Raw genomic sequence first — 21,050 nt, 5'->3', positions numbered from 1 at the left:
CTCACCCCACTCACTCAAATCGGGTAGATTTAATCGAAAGCAATATTTAAGCGTTGCTTAAGCCCTTATTATTCGGTAACCCGAAGCCTTTCTGAGCCTGTTCATGACTGCAAGGCCAAGGCCCCTCTCTTCTACTCCCTCGGCTATTATAACGTCCACACCACGCCTGTCGAGCTCTCGTAAGGCCTTAAAGAGGTTTTTCGCAACGTCCTCAACGGTCTTTCCGAGATGGAAGAATTCATCGGCCTCGAGCTTTTCGGTGGCCATGACGCCAACGCGGTAGCCCTTCGAGCGGTACTCCTCAACGAGTTCCTTAATCTTTTCCCTGACCCTCTCTTTTGGGCCTTCAACTACCAGAACCTGGGCGTTTGGGGAATAGTGCTTGTACTTCATTCCCGGAGCCCTCGCCAGGTCAACGGCCTTTCCCTTCACGGCAGGGTGAATCTCGACGGGACCGATGACCCTTTCAATCTCCTCAAGGGGCAATCCTCCGGGCCTTAAAAGGGTCGGTCTCTCTGAACTCAGGTCTATGACCGTTGATTCGACCCCAACCCTTGTTTCTCCCCCGTCCACTATCGCCTCTATCCTGCCATAGAAATCGTCTATGACGTGTTCCGCCAAGGTGGGGCTCGGTTTTCCGCTTATGTTGGCAGAAGGCGCCGCGACCGGTTTGCTCGCCCGTATCAAAGCCAGTGCTATCTCGTGGGCCGGCATTCTAACAGCAACCGTGTCGAGTCCACCCGTGGTGACGAGCGGGACTTCCTCCCTCTTGGGCAGGACGAGTGTTAAAGGCCCCGGCCAGAACCTCTCGGCCAAAAGCTTCGCCTCCCTTGGGATTTCCCTCGCGAGCTTTTTCAGGTCGTTGAAATCGGCTATGTGGACTATGAGCGGGTTATCGGCCGGCCTGCCCTTGGCCTCGAAAATCCTCCTCACGGCTTTTTCGTTGAGTGCATCGGCCCCGAGGCCGTAAACCGTCTCCGTCGGAAACGCGACTAGCTTTCCCTCCAGGATGAACCTTCCGGCAACTTTAATCTTTCGCTCGTCCAGACCGTCTCGCATGTTTATTACTACCGTCATGCTCTCACCCGCAAAAAACCTTGCAGGGCCGGTTAAAAAGCTATTCCAGTAAAGACTTGTAAAGGTCTTCAATCTCGCGGGCAACATCTTTCCAGGAATAGCGCTTTGCCACGCCCCTCCCGATTCTTCCGGCCTTCCTGTTGGTTTTTGGCTCAAGGAGTTTTCTAACCCCGTTGAGGAGCTCATCAAAGGTTTCAAAGGTAAGCCCGTTCTTCCCCTCCCGTATCAGTTCGGGAATCCCACCGGTTCTTCTCCCAACGACCGGAACTCCTAAGGAGTTAGCCTCCAGGATTACGAGGCCAAACCCCTCCCTTCTGGAAGGGAGAACGAGGAGTTTGCTCTGGGAAAGGATTCTCCCAACATCTTTCCTGTAACCGAGGAAGCGGACGTTTGGGGGGGCGTTCTTTTCAAGTTTCTCCCTTAGGGGGCCATCCCCAACGACAAGAAATTCTTCGTTGGGAAAGTATCTTGCAAGCTCGATGAAGGTTTCTGGGGACTTATATTCCCGCAACGCCCCGATAAACGTGATAAACTTCCTCCCCGATTCAACCTCTTCCAGCTTTTCAACCCCGTTGGGAATGACCCTAACTTTGGGGGCACCCAGAGCTAGAGCGAGCTTTGCCAGATGATGGCTGACCGCCACTACCCTGTCGGCCTCTTTCAGGCTCTCCCCCACGTATAACCTGCCGATGGTCAGCTTTGCGGTATGCTCCAAATCGCTTCCATGGGCGGTAACGACGAGAGGGAGCTTCAGCCGTCTTTTCGCGAGGACACCGGCGTAGCTCGTCGTCCCGACGAAGTGGGCGTGGATTACGTCGAATTTGAACTTCCTGTGGAGTTTGGCTATCTTTTTCGCACCGAGAAACGCGAAGCTCGTTCCCCTGAGGCCGTAAATCGGGGGGACTTTAACCTGATGAACGAGGTCTTTCTCAAACTCCCTGACCTTAACGGGCCCGTATGTGAGGACGTGAACCTCGTGGTTTCTCCTCAGTTCCCTCACTAGGTTGTCGAGGTGCCTCGCGACTCCCCCGCCGTGGGGTGGATAGTGGCCGACCATGAGGATTCTCATGGCCCAAAGTTGGAGATTAAGTTAAAAAGCGTTCCGAAAGACCTCGTGGAAAAGCTTCTCCGTGAAGCCCCTCAGCGAGAGCCCCTCCCTCTTGGCGAGCTTTTCAAGAAGCCTCTGGGCCCTGCTTCCGTACTGGGTTGCTTTCTTTTCCCTCCCCGCTATCCACTCCGGGATTCCCACTCTGAGCGCGAGCTTCCGGAGGATTACTTTCCGCTCGTTGCCGGAAATCTTGAGTTCGGGGGGTGTTCTAAGGGCAAGGGCTACAACCGGGAGCGACAGGAACGGAAAGCGCCCCTCAACACCGTTGAGCATGGCTATTTTATCGTCCCTGGCAAGGTTCCGCTCCGAGATACTTAGAATGTCCTCCCACATCAGTTCGGGCCTTTCGAGGTACTTGGCGTAGCCACCAAAGAGCTCATCTGCCCCCTGTCCGCTTAAAAGAACTTTAACGTTGTCTTTTCCGGCCAGTTCGGTGGCGAAGTAGAGGGGGATTCCAATGGCCAAGTTCATTGGGTTGGGCTCTTCGATTGCAAAAATTACATTTCTGAGAGCTTCTTCTACATCATCAAGCGTGAAAATCCTTTCCCTCAGCTCCCAGCCGAAGTGCTCCGACACCTTTCTTGCCCATTCTATGTCTGGGCTGTCTTCGGTTCCGGCAGTGTAGAGAACCACATCGGAGTGCTTTGAAGCAAGAAAGGCCACCAGCGTGCTGTCCAGTCCGCCGGAAAAGAGCACGCCCGTCCTTTCTCCTGCCCTGAGGGAAACGGAATAATCAAGGACGTTTTCAAGTCCCCTGAGAAGGCTTCTCTCCTTTAGATACCTCCCACCGAGTCCTGCAAGCGAGAACAGCCGGGTCCTCCTCACTCCCTTCCCGAGGACTACCAGCTCGCCGGGTTCGACGGGAATGGCTTCCTCCCCGATTGCCCATAGAACCTTTTTCTCGCTGGCAAAGAAACCGCTGGGGGAGAAGTAGAGGGGCCTTATTCCAATCGGGTCCCTGAACAGGTAAATCCTCTCACCGTCGGAAAAAGCTACGGAGTAATCTCCTTCAAGCCAGCGCATTGCCTCCTTGACCGCCTGCGGAAAGCTCATGCCCTTTTCCCTTAAGAACTCGATGAGCCTTAGAACCACTTCGCTGTCAACGTCGCTCTCGAAGGAGACACCTTTCCCTTCAAGATAAATCCGGATTTGGCCGTGGTTGTAAATTTCACCGTTGTGAACCAGGGCCAGCTCGTTCACAAAGGGCTGTGTAAATTCCTTCGAACCGGTCATGGCCAGCCTGCACTGGAGAATCCCTATCTTCCCTCCCGGAATCTCGCTTAGTCGTGCGAAGTCGCTCGATTTAAGCGTCCCTTCGTCGGTCCACACCCCAAAGCTGTCCGGTCCCCTGTGTTTCCCGGCCAGCGCCATCCTTATGAGCTTTTCCCTGAGTTCGCCATCAACTCCTCCGGCGATGAGGCACATGAGAGTCACCCATGGAATTTTGAAGGGTTAAAGAAAAGGCTTAGCCCTTTCCACTTGGGGGAGTTTGCAGTTACTGATGAGCCCTTTGAACATCCGTTCAGGTCAAATCACCGCAGGTGCAGTAGTGCTCATAGGCCACCGTCTCAAGCTCGTCGAAGCCCTCTCTCGTTTTGGCCGACAGATAGAGAACCCTCGTCGGTGGGGCCAGCTCGGGGAGGGCCGAGCAGAGCCTGTAAGCCAGCAACCCCTGTGTTGATGGCTCGAGCTTGAGCCTCGCGGTGAGGTATTCAACATCGTCAAGGAACTTCCTCAGTTTTCCAGTGTCTTCCACCGTATCGACCTTGCTCAGAGCAGGGACAGTCGTTATGCCGAGCCTGAGGTCAATCATCAGCCCGAAGAAGAGTGCAAAGCAGAAGTCGGTCGGCTTTCTAAGGATTTCGGGTGAAAAGAGGTAAACGCCGAGTGCATCTGGAAAGGCCTCCATAAGTTTTACTCCGAACTCGTGAAAGAGGAACGTCTCCATCTGGCCGGGCGTGTCTATGAGGACGTAGTCGCATTTTTTCTCCAGCTCTCTAATCTTCTCCGCGTATTCGTTCACCTTCGGCGCGAGGATGTCGTAGCTCTTCACTATGGCCCCGTTTGGGCCTAACCCCTTTTCCATGAGTTCCCACGCCGTTATCTCCTCGCGGACATCAATGTCAGGTCTATATGGGAGCTTTTTGACGCCGGTATCGAGGTTAACGTACGAGACCGCGTAGCCGTTTTCCTCCAGGTATTTTCCGAACTCCGCTGTCAGGGTCGTTTTTCCGCTTCCAGCCGTTCCTATGAATGTCAGAATCATCCCATCACCCTCGCCTTGAAGCCCGCTATTCTTACCACAGTCTCGGCAAGCTCCATAAAGGCCTTCGCACCGTCCGAATCTGGAGCGTATTCAACCACCGGAACGCCTTCGAGTGTTGCCTCCCTCACCTTCGGATCCTCCGGAACCACGACGAGGAGTGGAACTTCCATAACTTCTTCCGCAACATCTGGAGGAATGTCGTTGTCGCTCCTTCCATAGCGGTTGAGGACGAAGCCGAGAACTGCCAGGCCGGCTTTCTTAAGAACTATTCCAACCTTCATCGTGTCGGTTATGCACGAGATTTCGGGGTTGGTTACGAGGATTACCTCCTCACCGCTCATCATGGCGTTCATAGCATCCATCTGAAGGCCCGCGGGGCAGTCTATGATTATGAAATCGAAGTGGGGCTTTAGGGGTTTTATCGTGCCGGGAAGCCTCCTTGGGTCGGCCTTAACAACGTGCTCCCAGTCAACAGCCGCGGGAATCAGATAAACGTTGTCATAGCTGGTAGCGTAAATCGCGTCCTTTATATCGGCCGAACCGGCGAGAACGTCGTGGATTGTAGTCTCGGCGTCGTCTATTCCCATGACAAGGCTGAGGTTTGCCATCGTCAGGTCGGCGTCAATTGCCAGAACCTTGTATCCCATCTTGCCGAGGGCTATCGAAAGGTTCGCGGTGGTGGTCGTTTTCCCGGTTCCGCCCTTTCCGCTGGCGATGGAAATCAGTCTGCCCATCATCCCACCCGTCTGGTTTTCTCCTAAACCTTTATGAACCTTTAGCCGAGGCTCATTTGGGTGAGAAAATGAGGGTGTTTGTTCCGGACACGAGCGTGATAGTTGATGGAAGGCTAACCCAGTTCCTCTCAACACTCGACGAGAAGGTAAAGGTCGTCGTTCCAGAGGCCGTCGTAGCGGAAATAGAGCACCAGGCCAACGAAGGCAAGGCGATAGGTCATACAGGCCTTGAGGAACTCAAGAAGCTCCGCGACATGGCAGATAAGGGTAAGATACTCCTCGAGTTTCATGGCGACAGACCGGAGCTGTGGCAAATTAGAAGGGCCAAAGCCGGCGAGATAGACCACATGGTTCGTGAGACTGCAAAAACCCTTAACGCCACCCTGATAACCGGCGATCAGGTCCAGAGGGACATAGCCATAGCGAAGGGCATAGACGTAATCTACCTGACCGCCAAAAGGGAAGTCCGCCACAGGCTCGAGGACTTCTTCGACGAAACAACAATGAGCGTGCACCTCAAGGCCGGCGTAAGGCCACTGGCGAAGAAAGGCAAACCCGGAGCGTGGAAGCTCGTTCCCATTCGTGATGAACCGCTGAGCGATGAGGAACTTCACGAGATAGCAGATGACATCGTTGAGAGGGCAAAGAGAGAACCGGACAGCTTCATAGAGCTGGACGAACCCGGAGCAACTGTGGTTCAGCTGAGGAACTACCGTATCGTCATAGCCAAACCACCCTTTGCGGACAGAATAGAGATTACAGCGGTCAGGCCCGTTAAAAAGCTGAGCATAGAGGACTACGAGCTGAGCGAGAAGCTACTTGAAAGGCTCAAGGACAAGGCCCAGGGCATTCTCATAGCCGGCGCCCCCGGTGAGGGGAAGACGACCTTCGCGCAGGCCTTGGCGGAGTGGTACGCTTCGATGGGCAAGATTGTCAAGACCATGGAAAAGCCGAGGGATTTGCAGGTTAGTGAAGAAATAACCCAGTACACCGCTCTAAACGGTAGAATGGAGCTGACCGGAGACATACTCCTCCTTGTGAGACCTGACTACACGATATTCGATGAGATGAGGAAGACAAGCGACTTCAAGATTTACTCCGACCTGAGGCTCGCGGGCGTTGGAATGGTCGGAGTTGTTCACGCGACTAAACCAATAGACGCGATACAGCGTTTCATCGGCAGGGTTGAGCTTGGAATGATACCGCAGATAGTTGACACCGTCCTTTTCATCAAGGCAGGAAACGTTGCCAAGGTTCTGACGCTTGAGTACCTCGTCAAGGTCCCGAGCGGAATGAAGGAGGAAGACCTTGCGAGACCCGTCATAGAGGTGAGGGACTTCGAGACGGGTGAACTAGAGTACGAGATTTACACCTACGGCGAGGAGATAAGCGTCGTTCCGGTAAAGAGGGAGGAAAAAGCTCCTGCTTTAAGGCTCGCCGAGAAGAGGCTCAAGCAGGAAATCAAAAAGTTCCTGCCCGACGTTTACACCGAGGTCGAGATAGTCAGCCCGCACAAAGCCGTGATATACGCCGATGAGTTCGACATTCCAGCTATAATCGGCAAGAAGGGGAAGAGGATTACCGAACTGGAAAAGAGGATAGGTATAAGCATAGACGTTAAGAGCTTCGCCGAGAGGGAAGCTGAGAAGCCCAAGAAGAAAATCCCGGTGGAGGTCGAGGAGAAGAAGAAAACGATAGTCCTGAGGGTTTCACCCGACTACGCCAAAAAGCCCCTGAAGTTCTACGGTGGCGAGCAGTACGTCTTTACCGCCACGCCGAGCAAGAAGGGCCTCGTCAAAGTGAGCAAGAGCACGCCCATAGGCAAGGAACTCAAGAGACTTATCGACGCGGGAATCCCCATTTGGGCGACTACATAAGCCTTTTAACCTCTTCTTCCAACTTTCTTTGATAATAAAGATTCGGAGATGGGACCATGAGGTTATGGGGGGACAAGCTCTTCTGGTCTCTGTTCCTTGGCGGTCTGGCCTCGTACCTGCTGGCGATGAGTGGCTATTCATCGGCCGTTCTGATCGGCGATTTCCTCTGGGTAAGCGCCTTTGTGTATTTAACTGTCAGCTTCCTGCGAAAGAACCTTGGTGGATTGGCTCAATCTCCCTGAGACAGGCTTTTAAACTCCTCCTCCCTTCTTTTCCCGGTGGTGTCGATGAAGTACGACGTCGTTGTAATCCCCGAGACCTTCTATAAGTTCGACAAGCACAACATGGAGCACATCTGCGTGCCCCTCGTCATCGAGGACAGGAGCTACGACATAGCCATGGAAATCGTGAACGGGATTGACAGAGTCCTCAGGGCGAACTTCACGGTAACCGTCGAGGAGCCGGAGGGAGATGACTGCGACGTTCTTTACAGGAAATACACAATCGAAAAGGACGGAAGGAAGGGAATTCTCCACGTCAAGCTCAGAAGGATTGCAGAAAACTGCCCACCGATAGACGGAAACCGCTGTTCGGTCCTCGAGTTCGAGAGGGACATCGAGTGCATAGTGGAGGCAATAGAGGAGTGCCTTGCCTAGGCTCGGTTGCGAGGGTACTCATCACGCGTCAGCTAGCGAAATTGTCGTCATCGCCCATCCAACTTGGGCGCTTTCCTTTTAACGTTTGGGGGTGCGTCAATGCTCGTCCTCGCTTCTTCATCGCCCAGGAGGAGGGAAATACTCTCGCGTTTCATCGGGGACTTTGAAGTCGTTCCGAGCAACGTTGAGGAGAGATGCTCAGGAAAACCCGGGGAGTGTGCTGTTGAGCTCGCCAGGAAAAAAGCGCTGGAAGTTCACTCGCGCGTTGGCGGGACCGTTATTGGTGCAGATACTGTTGTGAGCGTGGAGGGAAAAATTCTCGGAAAGCCAAAGGACGAGCTGGAAGCCTATGAGATGCTTAAACTCCTCAGTGGTAGGGTTCACAGGGTTACGACCGGCTACTGTATCGTCCATAGGGGAAGGGAGATAACCGGTGCCGTAACAACCGAAGTTAAGTTCCGCGAGCTCGACGACGAGCTTATCCGGGCATACGTTGAAACGAGAGAGCCCATGGACAAGGCCGGTGCCTATGGAATACAGGGGTTGGGTGGCCTCCTGGTCGAATGGATTAGGGGGGACTACTACAACGTCGTCGGCTTTCCGATTGAAATAATCTGGAAGCTCAGGGAGCTTGGTTTTAGGGTATTATCACGCTGAAGAGCTTTCTTTTGGCGTTTTTCCACTTTAAATCTCTCAGCTCGATGTTTTGGAGGCTGGTATCACTCTGGAAGTTTTTAGTAATGTTTTGTTATTGTGACACAAACCGTTTTATTCTACGGCATAATTTGTAACGAAATTTTTTCGAGATGTCCAGTGGGGCAATGACAACACCTGTATTTAGCTGAATCCTATGAAAATGCGATGTTTTGTTTGAAAACGTGTTGTAAGGCCGAAAAACTCCATTCAAAGCCTGCTTACGCCTCTGGAAGTCTCGTGTATGGTTTTGTGCATTGGTGAATTAAATGCTTGTACTGGCTTGGGTTGGTTGTTATTCCCCTTAAAACATTCGAATTCAGGGCTTTTGATGAGAGTTTTAAGGCACCTTTGTGGAAAGACTTATAAGATTCGAGGGTTTTTATTCGCTTGTAGACCCAATCAAGGAAAATCCCGCCCTGTTGCAATAAGACTCTAAGAGAATTGAAAGGTTCGTCAGTCACGAAGTTGGCGAAGCCGACGCAAGCATGTTGCAATAAGACTCTAAGAGAATTGAAAGATGACCTAGACCATGACGGAAAAAAGCTTAGGAGGGGGTTGCAATAAGACTCTAAGAGAATTGAAAGTTCTTCTCGTAAATGATTCCAAGAACCTCCTCGTTTCGTTGCAATAAGACTCTAAGAGAATTGAAAGTCTTTCTGCACCTCGAGAACGTCAGAGAGGCCGCTTGTTGCAATAAGACTCTAGAAGAATTGAAAGTGAACTCCGGCATAACGACTTTTGAACAGCTTCAGGAAGTTGCAATAAGACTCTAGAAGAATTGAAAGATCTTGGTGGACTCGACGATCCTTATGGGGTTGATATGTTGCAACAAGACTCTAAGAGAATTGAAACAGCTCCCTTCGAGTGTTTCCTATGGGTCACGGGCAGGAAAAAGTAAGGAAGCGAAGGACTCAGAAGAGCCACTGGTTCTCGATACACTCGTCACAGGGCGGTTTTTCACCGGCTATTGCCTTGAACTTCTTGTAGATACACTCTGGAAGGCCAAGCGGACACCTTTCTGGATACTGTCCCGGCCTGACCTTCGTCGGGTCGAGCTTAATCTTGATGTAGGCCTCGTATTCCTCGACCTTCTTCCAGGGCAGGACCTTTGCGCCGTATATCACGAGTCCGTCGTAGATTTTGGCGTAGTCGCCTATGACGGCGTTCTCCTTTATGATGACGTCCCTGCCGACCACAACTCCCTCGCCGAGTATCGTGTCCTTTAACTCGGCCCTCTCCCTGATTATGTCGCTCCCGATGAGGACTGAGCGCTTGATGTAGGCCTTGTCCTCTATCACCGTGTTTGGTCCTATGTATGAGTATGCCTTTATCTTGACTCCATGGCCAACCTTAACGCCCTCGTCAATGTAAACCGGCCCCTGGATTTCCACATCTTCAGGAACCTCGGCACTCTCGGCTATGTGGAAGTAGCCGTTCTCCCTGGCCATTTCGTCAAGTGCTATCTGGTGGGCGTAGAAGAAGTCCTCGGGCGTTCCCAGGTCAACCCAGTACGTTCCCTTTGGCATTCTGTATGCAAAGACCTCACCGCGCTCGACGAACCTTGGAAGAATCTCGCGCTCGAAGTAAACTTCTTTACCCTTTGGAATCTCCTCCAGGACCTTCTTGTTTACCATGTATATTCCAGCGTCGACGAGGTTGCTCTTCGGCCTCTTGGGCTTCTCCTCGAAGTGAATGACCTTTCCGTTCTCGTCGACCTCGATGACTCCAAAGCGCTCCGGGTCGTAGACCTTCGTTACAGCTACCGTTATCAATCCTCCTTTCTCTTCGTGGGCCTTTATCAGCTCCCTGTAGTCGAAGTTCGTGAAGACATCGCCGTAGATAACGAGAAAGTCGTCGCTAACGTACTCTTCAACGTTCTTAAGCGCTCCTCCTGTCTCAAGGGGCATGGGATCGTTGACGAACCTGATGTCCTTTGGATAGTCCGCCATCTTTTCATCTATGAACTCCCTTATCTCGCCCCTCATATAGTGAACTGAGAGAATGACTTCGTCTATCTCTGGGACTTTTTCTAGAGCCTCTAGGATGTACTGGAGGTTGGGTTTTCCGAGGACTGGAATCATTGGTTTTGGTCTTGTCGATGAGAGTGGCCTTAACCTTGTTCCAAATCCTCCCGCTAAAATTACCGCTTTCATGGTACTCACCATTTAAGCATACTACAGGTGTTCTTATATGTTTTACGGCTGTAAAATATATTACTCACGGTGAAACTTTTAACCGCCGGTGACTATTCAATGTCCAAGAAAGGGATGAAAGAAGCGTTCATGATTGCCCGTTTCTCTCCAGCTCGAACCTCGGTTTCAACACTTTGACCTTCGGAACGATGCACTTCCCGTGGCAGATTTTCCTCAGGGGGCAGGCTTCGCAGGACGGCCCCTTCTCGACTTCCTCTATGTATCCGAGGGCCTTCAGGAGTTCTAGGATGCCCTCGACTTCTTCCTTCGTCGTCCCGAGTTCCCTTGCAATCTCCTCGGGAAAGCGTTTGCCCTCTCCGATAAGTCTCAGGGCTTCCTCCATCTTCCCCATCTTCACAACCCCAGTGCACTTCCAAGGTGCCAGATGAGGATTCCCAGGACCGATGCAACGGCTATCATGTAGACAGTCACCGCGAGCGCCCACTTCCAGTTGCTCTCGGCCCTTATCGTTGCTATAGTTGATATGCACGGTATGTAGAGTGTCGTGACAACTGCTAAGACAAAGCCCTGTAGTGAACTCATTGAACTCATCATAGCCCTTCTGAGCGCTTCCCCGCTCAAACCGCCATAGAGTATGCTGTATGTTGAGATAACGTTTTCTTTGGCGATTATTCCGAAGGTTAAGCTCACACCCGCCTTCCAGTCGAGGCCCATGAGATGCAGATAGGGTGCGACCAGATGGCCGAGCCTCTCGGCGTAGCTTTTTCCGGTTCCGATGGGGAACGGATAGTTGCTGAGGTACCAAATTGCTATGGAACCGGCCAGTATAACAGTTCCCGCCTTCTGGACGAACTCCTTGCTCCTCTCCCATGAGTGGAGGAGCAGACTTTTCCAGCTCGGTAGAAGGAACTCCGGAAGCTCAATCACGAAGGGGCTCTCCTCACCAGAAACAAACCGGCTTACAAGCTTCGCTGAAAGTAGAGCAACAGCGAAGGCCAGGACGTAAATGGCGACGGCAACGAGCGCGTTTCCCCCGAAGAAAGTCCCAACGAGGAAGCTTATAACGCTTAAACGCGCGGAACAGGGGATGAATGGGTTGACGAACATCGCGACCAGTCTGTCCCTTTCCTCATCGAGAGTCCTCGTCGCCATTACCGCCGGAACGTTACAGCCGAGGCCGAGGATTAGGGGTATTATCGCCTTCCCGGGCAGGCCGAACTTCCTGAGGATTCCCTCCATGAGCACCGCAACCCTCGCCATGTAACCCAAATCCTCGAGAAAAGACAGGGCCAAGAATAGGAAGAACACCAGCGGGAAGAAGCTCAGGACGGAGCCAACGCCACCGATGATGCCATCAACGATTAACCCTCCGAGTGCCTTGTTGGCGATATGCGGTGCAATCCACTCCCCAAATTTAGCGAAGGCCTCGTTGAGAATCCCCTGAAGGGGCATTCCAAAGGCGAAGACGAACTTGAAGACGAGGTAGAAGACGAAAGCCATTGCGATGAAGCCGTAAACCGGGTGGAGGAGGATTCTGTCGAGCTGGTCTGTGAGGGTCTCCCGCGGTTTGCCGTAGCTCATGAACTCGTGGGTCAGGCCGTCTATGAACTCGTACTTCTGGCCGGCTATAATCAGATCCATGGCCCTTCCGTAGCGTTCCTCAGCCTCGCCGATGTGGGTCATTATCTCCCTCAGCTTCTCCTCGCCGAGGTACCTTAAAACGAGCTTCATAACCTCGTCGTCGCGCTGGAGGAGCTTAATGGCCAGCCAGCGGAGGGGATACCTTGAGGCGAGCTTCGTGTTGGAAAGACACTTCGAGATGTGCTCTATCTCCCTCTCTACCTCCGGGTCGTAGCGGGGAAGGACAGGGTTGGTTTTTATCTTTCCCTTGGCCATCTCCCAGATTTTATCCTTGAGCTCCTCAATACCGGTTCCTTCCTTGGCGCTCAGCGGGACGACGGGAACGCCCAGAGCCTTCGACATCTTTACCGGGTCTATCCGTATTCCCTTCTTCTCAGCAAGGTCGAGCTTGTTGAGGGCTATGATTACGTTCTTGAGCCCCATCTCAAAGATTTCCATCGTGAGGTAGAGGTTCCTCAGGAGTGAGGTTGCATCGACGACGTTGACAACAACGTCGGGATTGCCGTTGAGGAGAAAATTTCTCGCGACGAGCTCATCAACAGAGTGGGCTGTGAGAGAGTAAGTGCCGGGCAAGTCAACGACCAGAAACCTCTCGCCTTTGTGTTCAAAGACACCCTCCTTCTTTTCAACGGTAACGCCCGGCCAGTTGCCCACGTGCTGTCTCATCCCCGTTAGGGCGTTGAATATGGTTGTTTTGCCGACGTTGGGGTTCCCGGCCAGGGCAACGACCTTCATTGCCATGTTCGTCACCTCAGAGCTTTCTTACAAAGACCCTCATTGCCATTCCTTTTCCAAGGGCGAGCCTCGTCCCGCCGGCCTCGACTATGACCGGGCCCCTGGGATAGTTCTCAAGGACCCTGATGATGGCCCCGGGTGCTAGGCCCATGGCATAGAGCCTGCTCCTGAAGTTTGGGCCACCTCGCAGGTCAACAACAATCCCTCTCTCGCCCGGACGGAGTGAGATTAAAGGCACAATCATGTTCATCACCGTTAGGTTTTCCTAATTCCATATGGCGTTCTCGAGGCCCTTAATAAATCTTTGGTGGGCCTAACAAAACTCAGAGGTTCGAATGAAATATGCGATGGTTCGAAGTAATTCGAGAAAAAGTTTTAATTGACATGCTAACAAAATTGTGTTACTTGGAGGTGATACTGAATGAAATTCAGTCTGGGAGAAGTGTTGGTTGAGCCCTTGGACATTATATCAAGGAACATAGACTTCCTAATCCTCCCAGTAGTTCCTGCGATATTTAATGCCCTGATTGAGGGATTGAACTATCACGTGGGGTCCATTGTCATGTTCATAGGACGACTGATAGCCTTTGTGATTTCACTAATAGTCAGTGGTGCGCTAGTTTACATGGCTAATGAAGAGCTTGAGGGAAGGAGCATAAGATACACCGAGGCTATAAATTACACGCTTGAAGTATTTCCAGATTTGCTTGTGGCTTCGATAATAATAGCCCTCGGTACACTCATAGGTCTTGCATTGTTCGTAATCCCTGGACTAGTATGGCTGTTCCTTGTAGTCTTCACGATACAGGAGATAGTCCTACAGAGAAAGAACGCTGTTTCAGCAATTCAAAGTAGTATTGAGCTAGTTAAGGAAAATGCCTTTGACTTGTTGGCGTACTTCATAGTGCTCCTTATAGTTATGATAGTTATTGCCGTTCCACTAGCATTGATTCCGATAGTGGGATATTTCATAGCTTCCATATTCCTTGAGCCATACACATCGATATCATTGACGATGGTGTACAGGGCACTTGTAAGGAACAGTCAATCAGCGGAGGTTTTTTAAATTTTTAAATTCTTTCCGTTTTATGCTTGATAGCGCTATTAAAGACCTCAAAAGTTTCGCCGAGAAGTTTAACCTTGACAATAAAAAAATCCTTGTGCTCTTTTCCGGCGGGAAGGACAGCTCTCTAGCTCTCTACCTGCTCAAGGAGGCCGGCCTCGACGTTTCCGCCCTGACGTTCTTCCACCGCTGGAGCTGGAGGGAAACGCTCAACTGGGCGATGAAGTTCACCAAACGGCTCGGGGTTGAACACTACCTCGTTGACGTCACGGACGGCCTACTCCGCGAGGCAACGGGCAGGAAAGGCCCGGTGTGCATTAACTGTAAGAAGGTAATGCTCTGGAACGCGAAATGGTTCGCCCTCAACAACGACTTCGACGTTCTGGCGAAGGGCGACAACGCCAACGACAAAATCATCGGAGCTCTGCTCGACCAGTGCAAAACTGACATAAGGCTCTGCGACATCCCAAGGATAGGGGTTCCCTTCTTCAGGCCCCTGATAAAGTACACCGCCGAGGACGTCGAGGCCCTCGCAGAGGAGGCCGGAATAAGGCCCTACCGCATGTATGAACACGCGCGACGAAGGCAGTGGCGCGAGGGCTGTCCGCTCCAGTACATAGACCGCGAGGAGATAGTAACCCCTGAACTCATGGACCTTGCTTACAGGGTTAACTACGAGGTGAGCAAAATCGCGAGGAGGAGGAAAGTTCGCGTGAGCGTCAGGGTTCCGAGCTTCGAGATAATGTGCTGGAATTGTGACGAGGAGACGCTTTTAGAGGTTCGTCGGATAATAGAGAGGTTCAGGTGAGATAAATGGAGAAGTTACCCCCCGGGAAGCTGAGGAACGAGCTCCTGAGGGAGGTAATCTTTCCAAACCTCGGAGTTGAGGACGGAAAGGTAATCTACGGGCCTAAGGAGGGGTTCGACTCGGCGGTTCTCGAATACGATGAGAAGCATTATCTAATCGTCGCCACGGACCCAACGCTTGGCGTTCCGGCCGAGACCTTCGGCTTCTTCGCATACCACTTCGCTTCGAGCGACGTGGCCGTTTTTGGAGCAAAACCAAGGTGGCTCGTCGTGGATTTTGTCCTCCCTCCGGGAACGGTGAGGGAGTTTTTGGAGAGAACAATGAATGACCTTAACGGAGAGTGCAGGCGCTTTGGAAGCGCGATAATCGGGGGCCACACCGGTGTTTATCCCTCCGTGAGGGAGCCGGTTGCGACAACCACCGCTATGGGGCTCGTCAAAAGGGAAGAGCTCAAACTACCGCTGGCGAAGCCCGGTGACAGGATTATAGTAACGGACAAAGTTGCCCTTGAGTTCGCGGTATCGGCCGCTTACTTCCGGGCCGATGAGCTTAAGGGTTTCCTAACTCCGGGGGAACTATCGAAACTCCGCTCGCTCTACAGACTAGAAACGGTTCTGCCAGATGCCCTGATAGCCAAACCCCTTGTCAGGGGCATGCACGACGCAACCGAGGGTGGCTTAACAGCCCTCCATGAGATAGCTGACAACTCTGGCCTCGGCTTCGTGGTTTACCCTGAGAGGCTGAGGCTTGACCCCCTTGTGGAGAAAGTCCTGGACTTCTACGGCCTCGAGCCCTGGAGCGTCTCCTCAACGGGAACGCTGATTGCCATAACTCCCCCGGAAAAATCTAATCAATCAATTGCAGAATTACATAAAAACGGAATTACTGCATTTGAGCTCGGTAAGTTTACGGCAGATAAAAAGAGGGTTTTAGTTGAAAACGGAGAAGAAAAGGTGTTTCCAACGTTTAAGGGCGATCCCTATGTGGAGCTGTACAGCAAAGGGCTCATTTCACCCTGAACCTTAGGAGTGCCGCAAGACCGCCCAGAGCCTTTAGCTTTTCTCCCCCTTCATGCTCCGAACTTACGACGACAACTTCGCCCCTCGAATACCTGACCGCGTCCATCAGTTCCTCGATTTTCTCCCTGTGGTCGCCTTTGAGAAGTTCGTCGAGAACCAGAAGGGTCTCAACGGCACCGTAGTTGATGGCCTCCTCCACTTCCCTGAGACCGTACGTTGCTAGACCGTTGTTTTTTGCAACGTTTTCAAGAACCTTCTCGACGAGCTGGACCTCTTTCGCAACGCGGTTCTCGTGGTAAACCCTGTCCACGGTTCCGCGCTTTATGACCTCGTAGATACCGGTTCTTCCGGTTACGCTGGTGTCCTCCACAACGACTTTCTTCGCCAAATCAGGATAGTTCCCACTGAGGAACTTGTAGAAGTCCTCCTTAACGAAGCCGGGGCCTGCGACAATAGCTTTCTCGATCTTTTCCCTCTCGATGAGCTCTTCCATCTTCTTCGCCAGGTCGTGGAAGAACCTCTTCTCCTCGCTTTCCCTGTCGGTGTTGTAGCGCTTCCCCCCGAGGTTCCGCCTTATGCTCGCAACCATCTCGACGCCGTATTCCCTCACCAGGGCTATGTCAGCCTCACCTTCGTCAACGACAACTATCATCACTTTGGCCCTCTTGGAGGCCTCCACAGCCTCCTTAAGCCTCTCGATGTGGTGTTCCTTCCAGCGGGGCTTCTGGATTGTTACAACTGTGCCCTCCTCGATTGTTATGGTGTGGTACTTGCCGAGGGGAACGTCGTCCCTGCTGGCGTAGACAATCGGCCCGGTTACGCGAACCTGATTTGCGAACTTGTGGAAGTTTATCTTCTCGGCTTTAACCCCGAGGTAAACGGGGACAACCTCTACCTTTTCGGCCCTCAGCGAGTCAGTTCGCTGGGCCTTCTTTCTCAGGGTCTTGGCGTAGACGACATCGCCGGGGTCGATAATATGGTAGAGGTGCCACAGGTCGTCCAGTGTTTCGGTCTTTACCTTGACGATGCCCTCCTTGGGCTTCTCCTCAATTATCTGCACCCTCTCACCCCTGACTGACTTGGGAGGAAGAATTTAAAGGTTACCAGCCCTCCTCAAACCGGATTCCCCGGCTTTCCATGAAGGCTTTCGCCCCCTCTATTTCCTCCTCGCTTTCGCCGAATATTATCAGGCCGATGTACTTCCCGAAGCCCTTCGGAGAGGAGTGAATCCTGACCTTAAAGCGCTTCAGCGTTTCGTTGAGTATCGGGGCGAGCTTGCTTTCATCGGTTATCTCCGCCAAAAGTTTCCTCTGGAGGAACTTCCTCTCGCCGAGCCTTGGGAGAACTTCCTTTTCAAGCATTGCCTTCATCTCCCTTGGCATTCCGGGGAGAACGAATATTTTAACACCCCTGTGCTCGATGTAAGCTCCGGGAGCGGCCCCTTCGGTGTTCTCCAGCGGCTGGGCTCCCTCCGGAAGGTAGGCCATCTTTTTGCGGGCCTCGTTGAGCTGGGGGTCATCTATGAGGCCTTTTTCGTAAAGCTCGCGGTAGAAATTCTTAATCCTCTCAAGGCACTCCACGCAGAGGACGAGCTCCCTTCCAAGGGCTTTGGCGACGGCAAGCATAGTGACGTCGTCGTGAGTTGGTCCAAGCCCACCGCTTATCACAAGGACTTCGGGTTTTCTGCTCAGGATTTCCTGGATAACGGTTTTAATCTCCTCAACGTCGTCCCCCACCGTTGTTTTCCTTCTTACCCAGTAGCCTTTTTCCGTGAGCTTCTTCGCTATGAAAGCGGAATTGCTGTCAACTGTGTTTCCCGTGAGGAGTTCGTCGCCTATCGTCAGTATCTCGGCGAACATTTTCACCACCGGTAATTCTTTGAAAAAAGGGCTTATAACACCAGCGGGAGAGAGTTTTAGTGGGTATGAAAAGATTGATTCGTAGAACCTTTTCACCACGAGTGAAAATAACGCTTAAGTATTTTATGGATGTAAAATTTTCGGTGGTTACCATGGGGAAGGTAAAGGTGGGAATCAACGGTTACGGAACAATAGGAAAGCGCGTCGCTTACGCCGTAACTAGGCAGGACGATATGAAGCTCATCGGTGTAACCAAAACCAGGCCGGATTTTGGGGCTTACCGCGCTAGAGAGCTGGGAATTCCGGTTTACGCCGCAAGCGAGGAGTTCCTTCCGAGGTTTGAGAAGGCGGGCTTTGAGGTTGCCGGAACCCTAAACGACCTCCTTGAGAAAGTTGACGTGATAATTGATGCAACTCCCGGCGGAATGGGGGCGAAGAACAAGCCTCTCTACGAGAAGGCAGGCGTTAAGGCCGTTTTTCAGGGCGGTGAGAGGGCGAGCGTTGCCGAGGTTTCCTTCGTGGCTCAGGCCAATTACGAGAAAGCACTAGGTAAGGACTACGTCAGGGTTGTTTCGTGCAACACGACGGGGTTAACCAGGACACTCAGCGCGATTCAGGAGTACATAGATTACGTTTACGCCGTGATGATAAGAAGGGCCGCCGACCCGAACGACACAAAGCGCGGGCCGATAAACGCCATAACGCCGAGCGTTACGGTTCCATCTCATCATGGCCCAGATGTCCAGACGGTAATCCCGATAAACATTGAGACTTCCGCTTTTGTTGTCCCCACGACGCTCATGCACGTTCACAGCATCATGGTTGAACTTAAGAAGCCGATAACCGAGAAGGACGTCCTTGATATCTTTGAGAACACCACCAGAGTTCTGCTCTTTGAGAAGGAGAAGGGCTTCGAAAGCACTGCTCAGATTATAGAGTTTGCCCGCGACCTGCACCGCGAGTGGAACAACCTCTACGAAATAGCGGTCTGGAAGGAGAGCATAAGTGTGAGAGGAAACAGGCTATTCTACATTCAAGCGGTGCACCAGGAGAGCGACGTCGTTCCTGAGAACATTGACGCCATAAGAGCGATGTTCGAGATGGCAGAGAAGTGGGAAAGCATAAGGAAGACGAACAAGAGTTTAGGGATTTTGAAGTGATTATATTTTCAGCCTCTTCTTCACTTCTTCCTTATTCATTCCCTTCACCAGCAAATCCTTCTCCCTGCTCGTCTCGCCCTTTACTATCACGACCTCCGTCCCAAGGAGCTTCGAGAAGAACTTCACAACTTCCCTGTTGGCCTTTCCCTCAACTGGCGGGGCTTTGATTTTGACCCTCAACCGACCGCGCCATTCATTTATTCCCCCGATTTCGTTTTTTCTGGCCTTGGGCTGGACGTAGATTAGCAAAATAGTTCCCTCTTTTGTCTCCCTCAAGAACTCCATCTCACTCCCTCCATTCATACCTCCAGACGATTTCCGGTGGGAACTCCCCTCGTTTAAGCCTTTCGAGTATCTCCCTAGCGACTGAGTAAGCAAACTCGAGGGTTCTCCTGTCAATCAGGCCGTAATTGAGGGCCATCTCAAGCTCATCCTCGTCGAGAAGAAAGGCTTTGCCATCTGGGAAAACGAAGATGTCCAGGAAAAGGTCCAGCATCTCGATTACGTTCCCTTCGCGCTTGGTATATGCCAGAACGTCAATGTAAAGGCCCTTAAAGTTTCCTTCCGTATCGTAGACCTTCAGAATGTCGTAGTTCTTCCCAACAAAGGCGAAGTAGACCATCGTGTAGCCGTTTTTAATAACCTCAACGCCGTTCACCCTGAGAGGAGTGAGCATGCCCTCGAAACGAGACTTGGCAATCACAACGTCCCCCAAGTCATCTATTACCTCGTCGTCCCGCTCAAGAACGCGGTTTGGAATCCTCCTGTAGATGAGGTGGATTTTGGACGGCATGGAGAGCGTTCACACTAAGCCTTTTATACTTTCACGAACTACCCAGAAACGATGACCAAGAAACTTAAGGAAATCGATGCCATTCTCAGAAAGCACAAGGAAGAGCTCAGAGAACGCTTCGGGGTTAGGTCAATAGCTATATTCGGCTCGTACGCCCGAGGTGAGGAGACCGAGCTGAGCGACGTGGACATACTCGTTGAGTTTGAAGGACCTATTGGGTGGGAGATAATTGACCTCAGGGACTATCTGGAGGAGCTTCTCGGTCTTCCTGTAGATCTTATTACAAAAAACGCCGTTATGAGCAGAAAAGAACTGTGGGAACATATCAAGGAGGACTTGGTCTATGTCTAAACGGAATCCCTGCCTGTTCTTACCTGAATGAGGGAGAGATACCCCTCGGTTCCTTGGAGGAGAATCGTCGGTCTTAGAAACGTTGTCGTTCATCACTACTTCGGTGTTGACCTTTCGGTAGTATGGGTCATCGTGAGTTCCCAGCTTGATGAGTTGAAAAAAGAAATCGAAAAAAATCATCGAGAGGGAGTGCTAGCTCCCAAAAATCAGCTCCCTTAGCTTCTCAGGCAGTTCTTCTATCTTAACCCTCACCTGCTCCCTCGTGTCGCGGTCACGAATCGTTACAGTGTTATCTTCGGGCGTCTGGTTGTCTATCGTCACGCAGTAGGGCGTTCCTATCTCGTCATATCTCATGTAGCGTCTTCCAATCGTGTCTTTCTCGTCGTAGACGGCTATAAAGCCCGCCTTCTGGAGGGTTCTGAAGACGTCGTAGGCTATGCTCTTGAGCGGTTCCTTGGCGACCAGCGGTAAAACCGCGACCTCTATCGGCGCCATGTCCTTTTTAAGTTTCAGGTAGGTCCTGTCCTCCTCGATGACGAGGCTGTTCTCAAGGAGCAGATAGAAGGGCCTGTCGATACCGAAACTCGGCTCCAAAACGTGGGGCACTATCTTCTCGCCCGTTATCTTCTCCTCGACTTCCTTGATTATGAAGTCGTCCTTCTCAAGCTCGTAGCCCTCGATTGTGACCTTTCCTTCCTTCTCAAGTTTCTCAACCAGCTCGCGCTTCTCCTCCTCGCTCAGGCTCTTTATCAGCTCGTTTATCCTCTTGGCATCTTTCCTGAGCTTCGGACCGACGCGTTTGAGATTGAGGCTAACCTCGAGCTTCTTCACAACCTTCGGCTCGTCGTAGTGGATGAGAACTGTCAAGTCAGCCCCGCTCTCGCGCATGTGCCTGCTTAAGTCGTAGTCACCGCGGTTGGCTATGCCCACGCACTCCACCCAGCCGAAGCGCTCGCTGTGTATCTCGGCGTCCCAGGTGTCGCGTGAGTAGTGGGCCCTCTCCTCGGGGAGCTGTTGGCGGAAGCGTATTTTGTCCTCCGGAATGCCGATGTCG

At 52.1% G+C, this 21,050-nt stretch carries 24 protein-coding genes and 1 CRISPR repeat array; of the genes, 10 read left to right on the top strand and 14 right to left on the bottom strand.

Annotation, left to right across the window (positions count from 1 at the left end; all coding sequences use genetic code 11):
• Positions 1-57: 57 nt before the first annotated feature.
• From MVG27_RS03400 to minD, 5 genes are all read right to left on the bottom strand, one after another.
• Positions 58-1,077 carry an L-threonylcarbamoyladenylate synthase gene (locus tag MVG27_RS03400; protein ID WP_297556178.1) on the bottom strand — a complete coding sequence of 340 codons (1,020 nt, stop codon included), beginning with the start codon at positions 1,075-1,077 and terminating at the stop codon, positions 58-60.
• A gap of 40 nt (positions 1,078-1,117) precedes the next feature.
• Complete coding sequence (locus tag MVG27_RS03395) at positions 1,118-2,146, bottom strand: glycosyltransferase family 4 protein (RefSeq protein WP_297556175.1); 1,029 nt, start codon at positions 2,144-2,146, stop codon at positions 1,118-1,120.
• A 21-nt stretch (positions 2,147-2,167) separates the two neighbouring features.
• The gene (locus MVG27_RS03390; RefSeq protein ID WP_297548801.1) at positions 2,168-3,610 is read right to left on the bottom strand and encodes an asparagine synthase-related protein; all 1,443 of its coding nucleotides are present in this window, start codon (positions 3,608-3,610) and stop codon (positions 2,168-2,170) included.
• 97 nt (positions 3,611-3,707) lie between these two features.
• Complete coding sequence (locus MVG27_RS03385; RefSeq protein ID WP_297548797.1) at positions 3,708-4,451, bottom strand: ATP/GTP-binding protein; 744 nt, start codon at positions 4,449-4,451, stop codon at positions 3,708-3,710.
• Positions 4,448-5,185: a cell division ATPase MinD gene (gene minD / locus MVG27_RS03380; protein WP_297066023.1), complete on the bottom strand. Its 738-nt coding sequence runs from the start codon at positions 5,183-5,185 to the stop codon at positions 4,448-4,450. The genes MVG27_RS03385 and minD overlap by 4 nt, the downstream gene beginning before the upstream one ends.
• A 68-nt stretch (positions 5,186-5,253) precedes the next feature.
• On the opposite strand from minD, the gene MVG27_RS03375 reads away from it, so the two are divergent.
• The 4 genes from MVG27_RS03375 to MVG27_RS03360 all read left to right on the top strand — a co-directional run bounded on the left by MVG27_RS03375 (position 5,254) and on the right by MVG27_RS03360 (position 8,375).
• A complete protein-coding gene (locus MVG27_RS03375) occupies positions 5,254-7,062 on the top strand; it encodes a PINc/VapC family ATPase (protein ID WP_297556173.1) in 1,809 nt (602 codons plus the stop codon).
• Between the two features lie 56 nt (positions 7,063-7,118).
• The gene (locus tag MVG27_RS03370) at positions 7,119-7,304 is read left to right on the top strand and encodes a hypothetical protein (RefSeq protein ID WP_297547896.1); all 186 of its coding nucleotides are present in this window, start codon (positions 7,119-7,121) and stop codon (positions 7,302-7,304) included.
• A gap of 45 nt (positions 7,305-7,349) precedes the next feature.
• Entirely contained in the window at positions 7,350-7,718 is a 369-nt protein-coding gene (locus MVG27_RS03365) for a hypothetical protein (RefSeq protein ID WP_297547900.1), read from the top strand.
• 99 nt (positions 7,719-7,817) lie between these two features.
• A complete protein-coding gene (locus MVG27_RS03360; protein WP_297547898.1) occupies positions 7,818-8,375 on the top strand; it encodes a Maf-like protein in 558 nt (185 codons plus the stop codon).
• A 457-nt stretch (positions 8,376-8,832) separates the two neighbouring features.
• Positions 8,833-9,266: a CRISPR direct-repeat array (repeat unit 17 nt; unit sequence GTTGCAATAAGACTCTA).
• A gap of 59 nt (positions 9,267-9,325) precedes the next feature.
• Here MVG27_RS03360 and MVG27_RS03355 read toward each other — a convergent pair.
• The 4 genes from MVG27_RS03355 to MVG27_RS03340 all read right to left on the bottom strand — a co-directional run bounded on the left by MVG27_RS03355 (position 9,326) and on the right by MVG27_RS03340 (position 13,187).
• Entirely contained in the window at positions 9,326-10,567 is a 1,242-nt protein-coding gene (locus tag MVG27_RS03355; RefSeq protein ID WP_297550092.1) for an NDP-sugar synthase, read from the bottom strand.
• A 127-nt stretch (positions 10,568-10,694) separates the two neighbouring features.
• The gene (locus MVG27_RS03350; protein WP_297550086.1) at positions 10,695-10,958 is read right to left on the bottom strand and encodes a DNA-binding protein; all 264 of its coding nucleotides are present in this window, start codon (positions 10,956-10,958) and stop codon (positions 10,695-10,697) included.
• Between the two features lie 2 nt (positions 10,959-10,960).
• Positions 10,961-12,949, bottom strand: a complete 1,989-nt coding sequence (gene feoB / locus MVG27_RS03345) for a ferrous iron transport protein B (protein ID WP_297550084.1) — start codon at positions 12,947-12,949, stop codon at positions 10,961-10,963.
• A gap of 10 nt (positions 12,950-12,959) precedes the next feature.
• Positions 12,960-13,187 carry a FeoA family protein gene (locus tag MVG27_RS03340; protein ID WP_297550090.1) on the bottom strand — a complete coding sequence of 76 codons (228 nt, stop codon included), beginning with the start codon at positions 13,185-13,187 and terminating at the stop codon, positions 12,960-12,962.
• Positions 13,188-13,364: 177 nt separating this feature from the next.
• Between MVG27_RS03340 and MVG27_RS03335 the strand changes: the two genes are divergently transcribed.
• Genes MVG27_RS03335 through MVG27_RS03325 form a run of 3 tightly spaced genes read left to right on the top strand, consistent with a single transcriptional unit; the run spans position 13,365 to position 15,833 of the window.
• Positions 13,365-14,009, top strand: coding sequence for a hypothetical protein (locus MVG27_RS03335; RefSeq protein WP_297550082.1), 645 nt, complete (start codon positions 13,365-13,367; stop codon positions 14,007-14,009).
• Between the two features lie 22 nt (positions 14,010-14,031).
• Complete coding sequence (locus MVG27_RS03330) at positions 14,032-14,814, top strand: 7-cyano-7-deazaguanine synthase (protein ID WP_297550080.1); 783 nt, start codon at positions 14,032-14,034, stop codon at positions 14,812-14,814.
• Between the two features lie 5 nt (positions 14,815-14,819).
• On the top strand, positions 14,820-15,833 hold the full coding sequence (locus MVG27_RS03325; protein WP_297550078.1) for an AIR synthase family protein: 1,014 nt from the start codon (positions 14,820-14,822) through the stop codon (positions 15,831-15,833).
• Here MVG27_RS03325 and MVG27_RS03320 read toward each other — a convergent pair.
• Both MVG27_RS03320 and MVG27_RS03315 read right to left on the bottom strand, forming a co-directional pair.
• On the bottom strand, positions 15,820-16,893 hold the full coding sequence (locus MVG27_RS03320) for an mRNA surveillance protein pelota (RefSeq protein WP_297550076.1): 1,074 nt from the start codon (positions 16,891-16,893) through the stop codon (positions 15,820-15,822). The genes MVG27_RS03325 and MVG27_RS03320 overlap by 14 nt on opposite strands.
• 40 nt (positions 16,894-16,933) lie before the next feature.
• Entirely contained in the window at positions 16,934-17,692 is a 759-nt protein-coding gene (locus MVG27_RS03315; RefSeq protein WP_297550088.1) for a molybdopterin-binding protein, read from the bottom strand.
• Positions 17,693-17,844: 152 nt separating this feature from the next.
• On the opposite strand from MVG27_RS03315, the gene MVG27_RS03310 reads away from it, so the two are divergent.
• Entirely contained in the window at positions 17,845-18,852 is a 1,008-nt protein-coding gene (locus tag MVG27_RS03310) for a phosphorylating glyceraldehyde-3-phosphate dehydrogenase (RefSeq protein ID WP_297556170.1), read from the top strand.
• Here MVG27_RS03310 and MVG27_RS03305 read toward each other — a convergent pair whose 3' ends face one another.
• Together MVG27_RS03305 and MVG27_RS03300 are read right to left on the bottom strand one after the other, a co-directional pair.
• Positions 18,853-19,137, bottom strand: a complete 285-nt coding sequence (locus MVG27_RS03305; RefSeq protein ID WP_297556168.1) for a DUF167 domain-containing protein — start codon at positions 19,135-19,137, stop codon at positions 18,853-18,855.
• A gap of 1 nt (position 19,138) precedes the next feature.
• Positions 19,139-19,645, bottom strand: a complete 507-nt coding sequence (locus tag MVG27_RS03300; protein ID WP_297556165.1) for a DUF402 domain-containing protein — start codon at positions 19,643-19,645, stop codon at positions 19,139-19,141.
• A 51-nt stretch (positions 19,646-19,696) separates the two neighbouring features.
• Between MVG27_RS03300 and MVG27_RS03295 the strand changes: the two genes are divergently transcribed.
• Positions 19,697-19,996 carry a nucleotidyltransferase family protein gene (locus MVG27_RS03295; RefSeq protein WP_297556163.1) on the top strand — a complete coding sequence of 100 codons (300 nt, stop codon included), beginning with the start codon at positions 19,697-19,699 and terminating at the stop codon, positions 19,994-19,996.
• A 27-nt stretch (positions 19,997-20,023) separates the two neighbouring features.
• Positions 20,024-20,215 carry a HepT-like ribonuclease domain-containing protein gene (locus MVG27_RS10160; RefSeq protein ID WP_366078676.1) on the top strand — a complete coding sequence of 64 codons (192 nt, stop codon included), beginning with the start codon at positions 20,024-20,026 and terminating at the stop codon, positions 20,213-20,215.
• Here the strand turns inward: MVG27_RS10160 and glyS are convergent.
• Positions 20,189-21,050 (bottom strand): glycine--tRNA ligase (gene glyS, locus MVG27_RS03290; RefSeq protein WP_297556161.1); only part of this gene is annotated, 862 nt, incomplete at its 5' end. The genes MVG27_RS10160 and glyS overlap by 27 nt on opposite strands.

The organism is Thermococcus sp. (assembly GCF_027011145.1).
In the GTDB taxonomy this organism is placed as follows: domain Archaea; phylum Methanobacteriota_B; class Thermococci; order Thermococcales; family Thermococcaceae; genus Thermococcus.
This window is presented reverse-complemented; position numbering and strand designations above follow the sequence as displayed.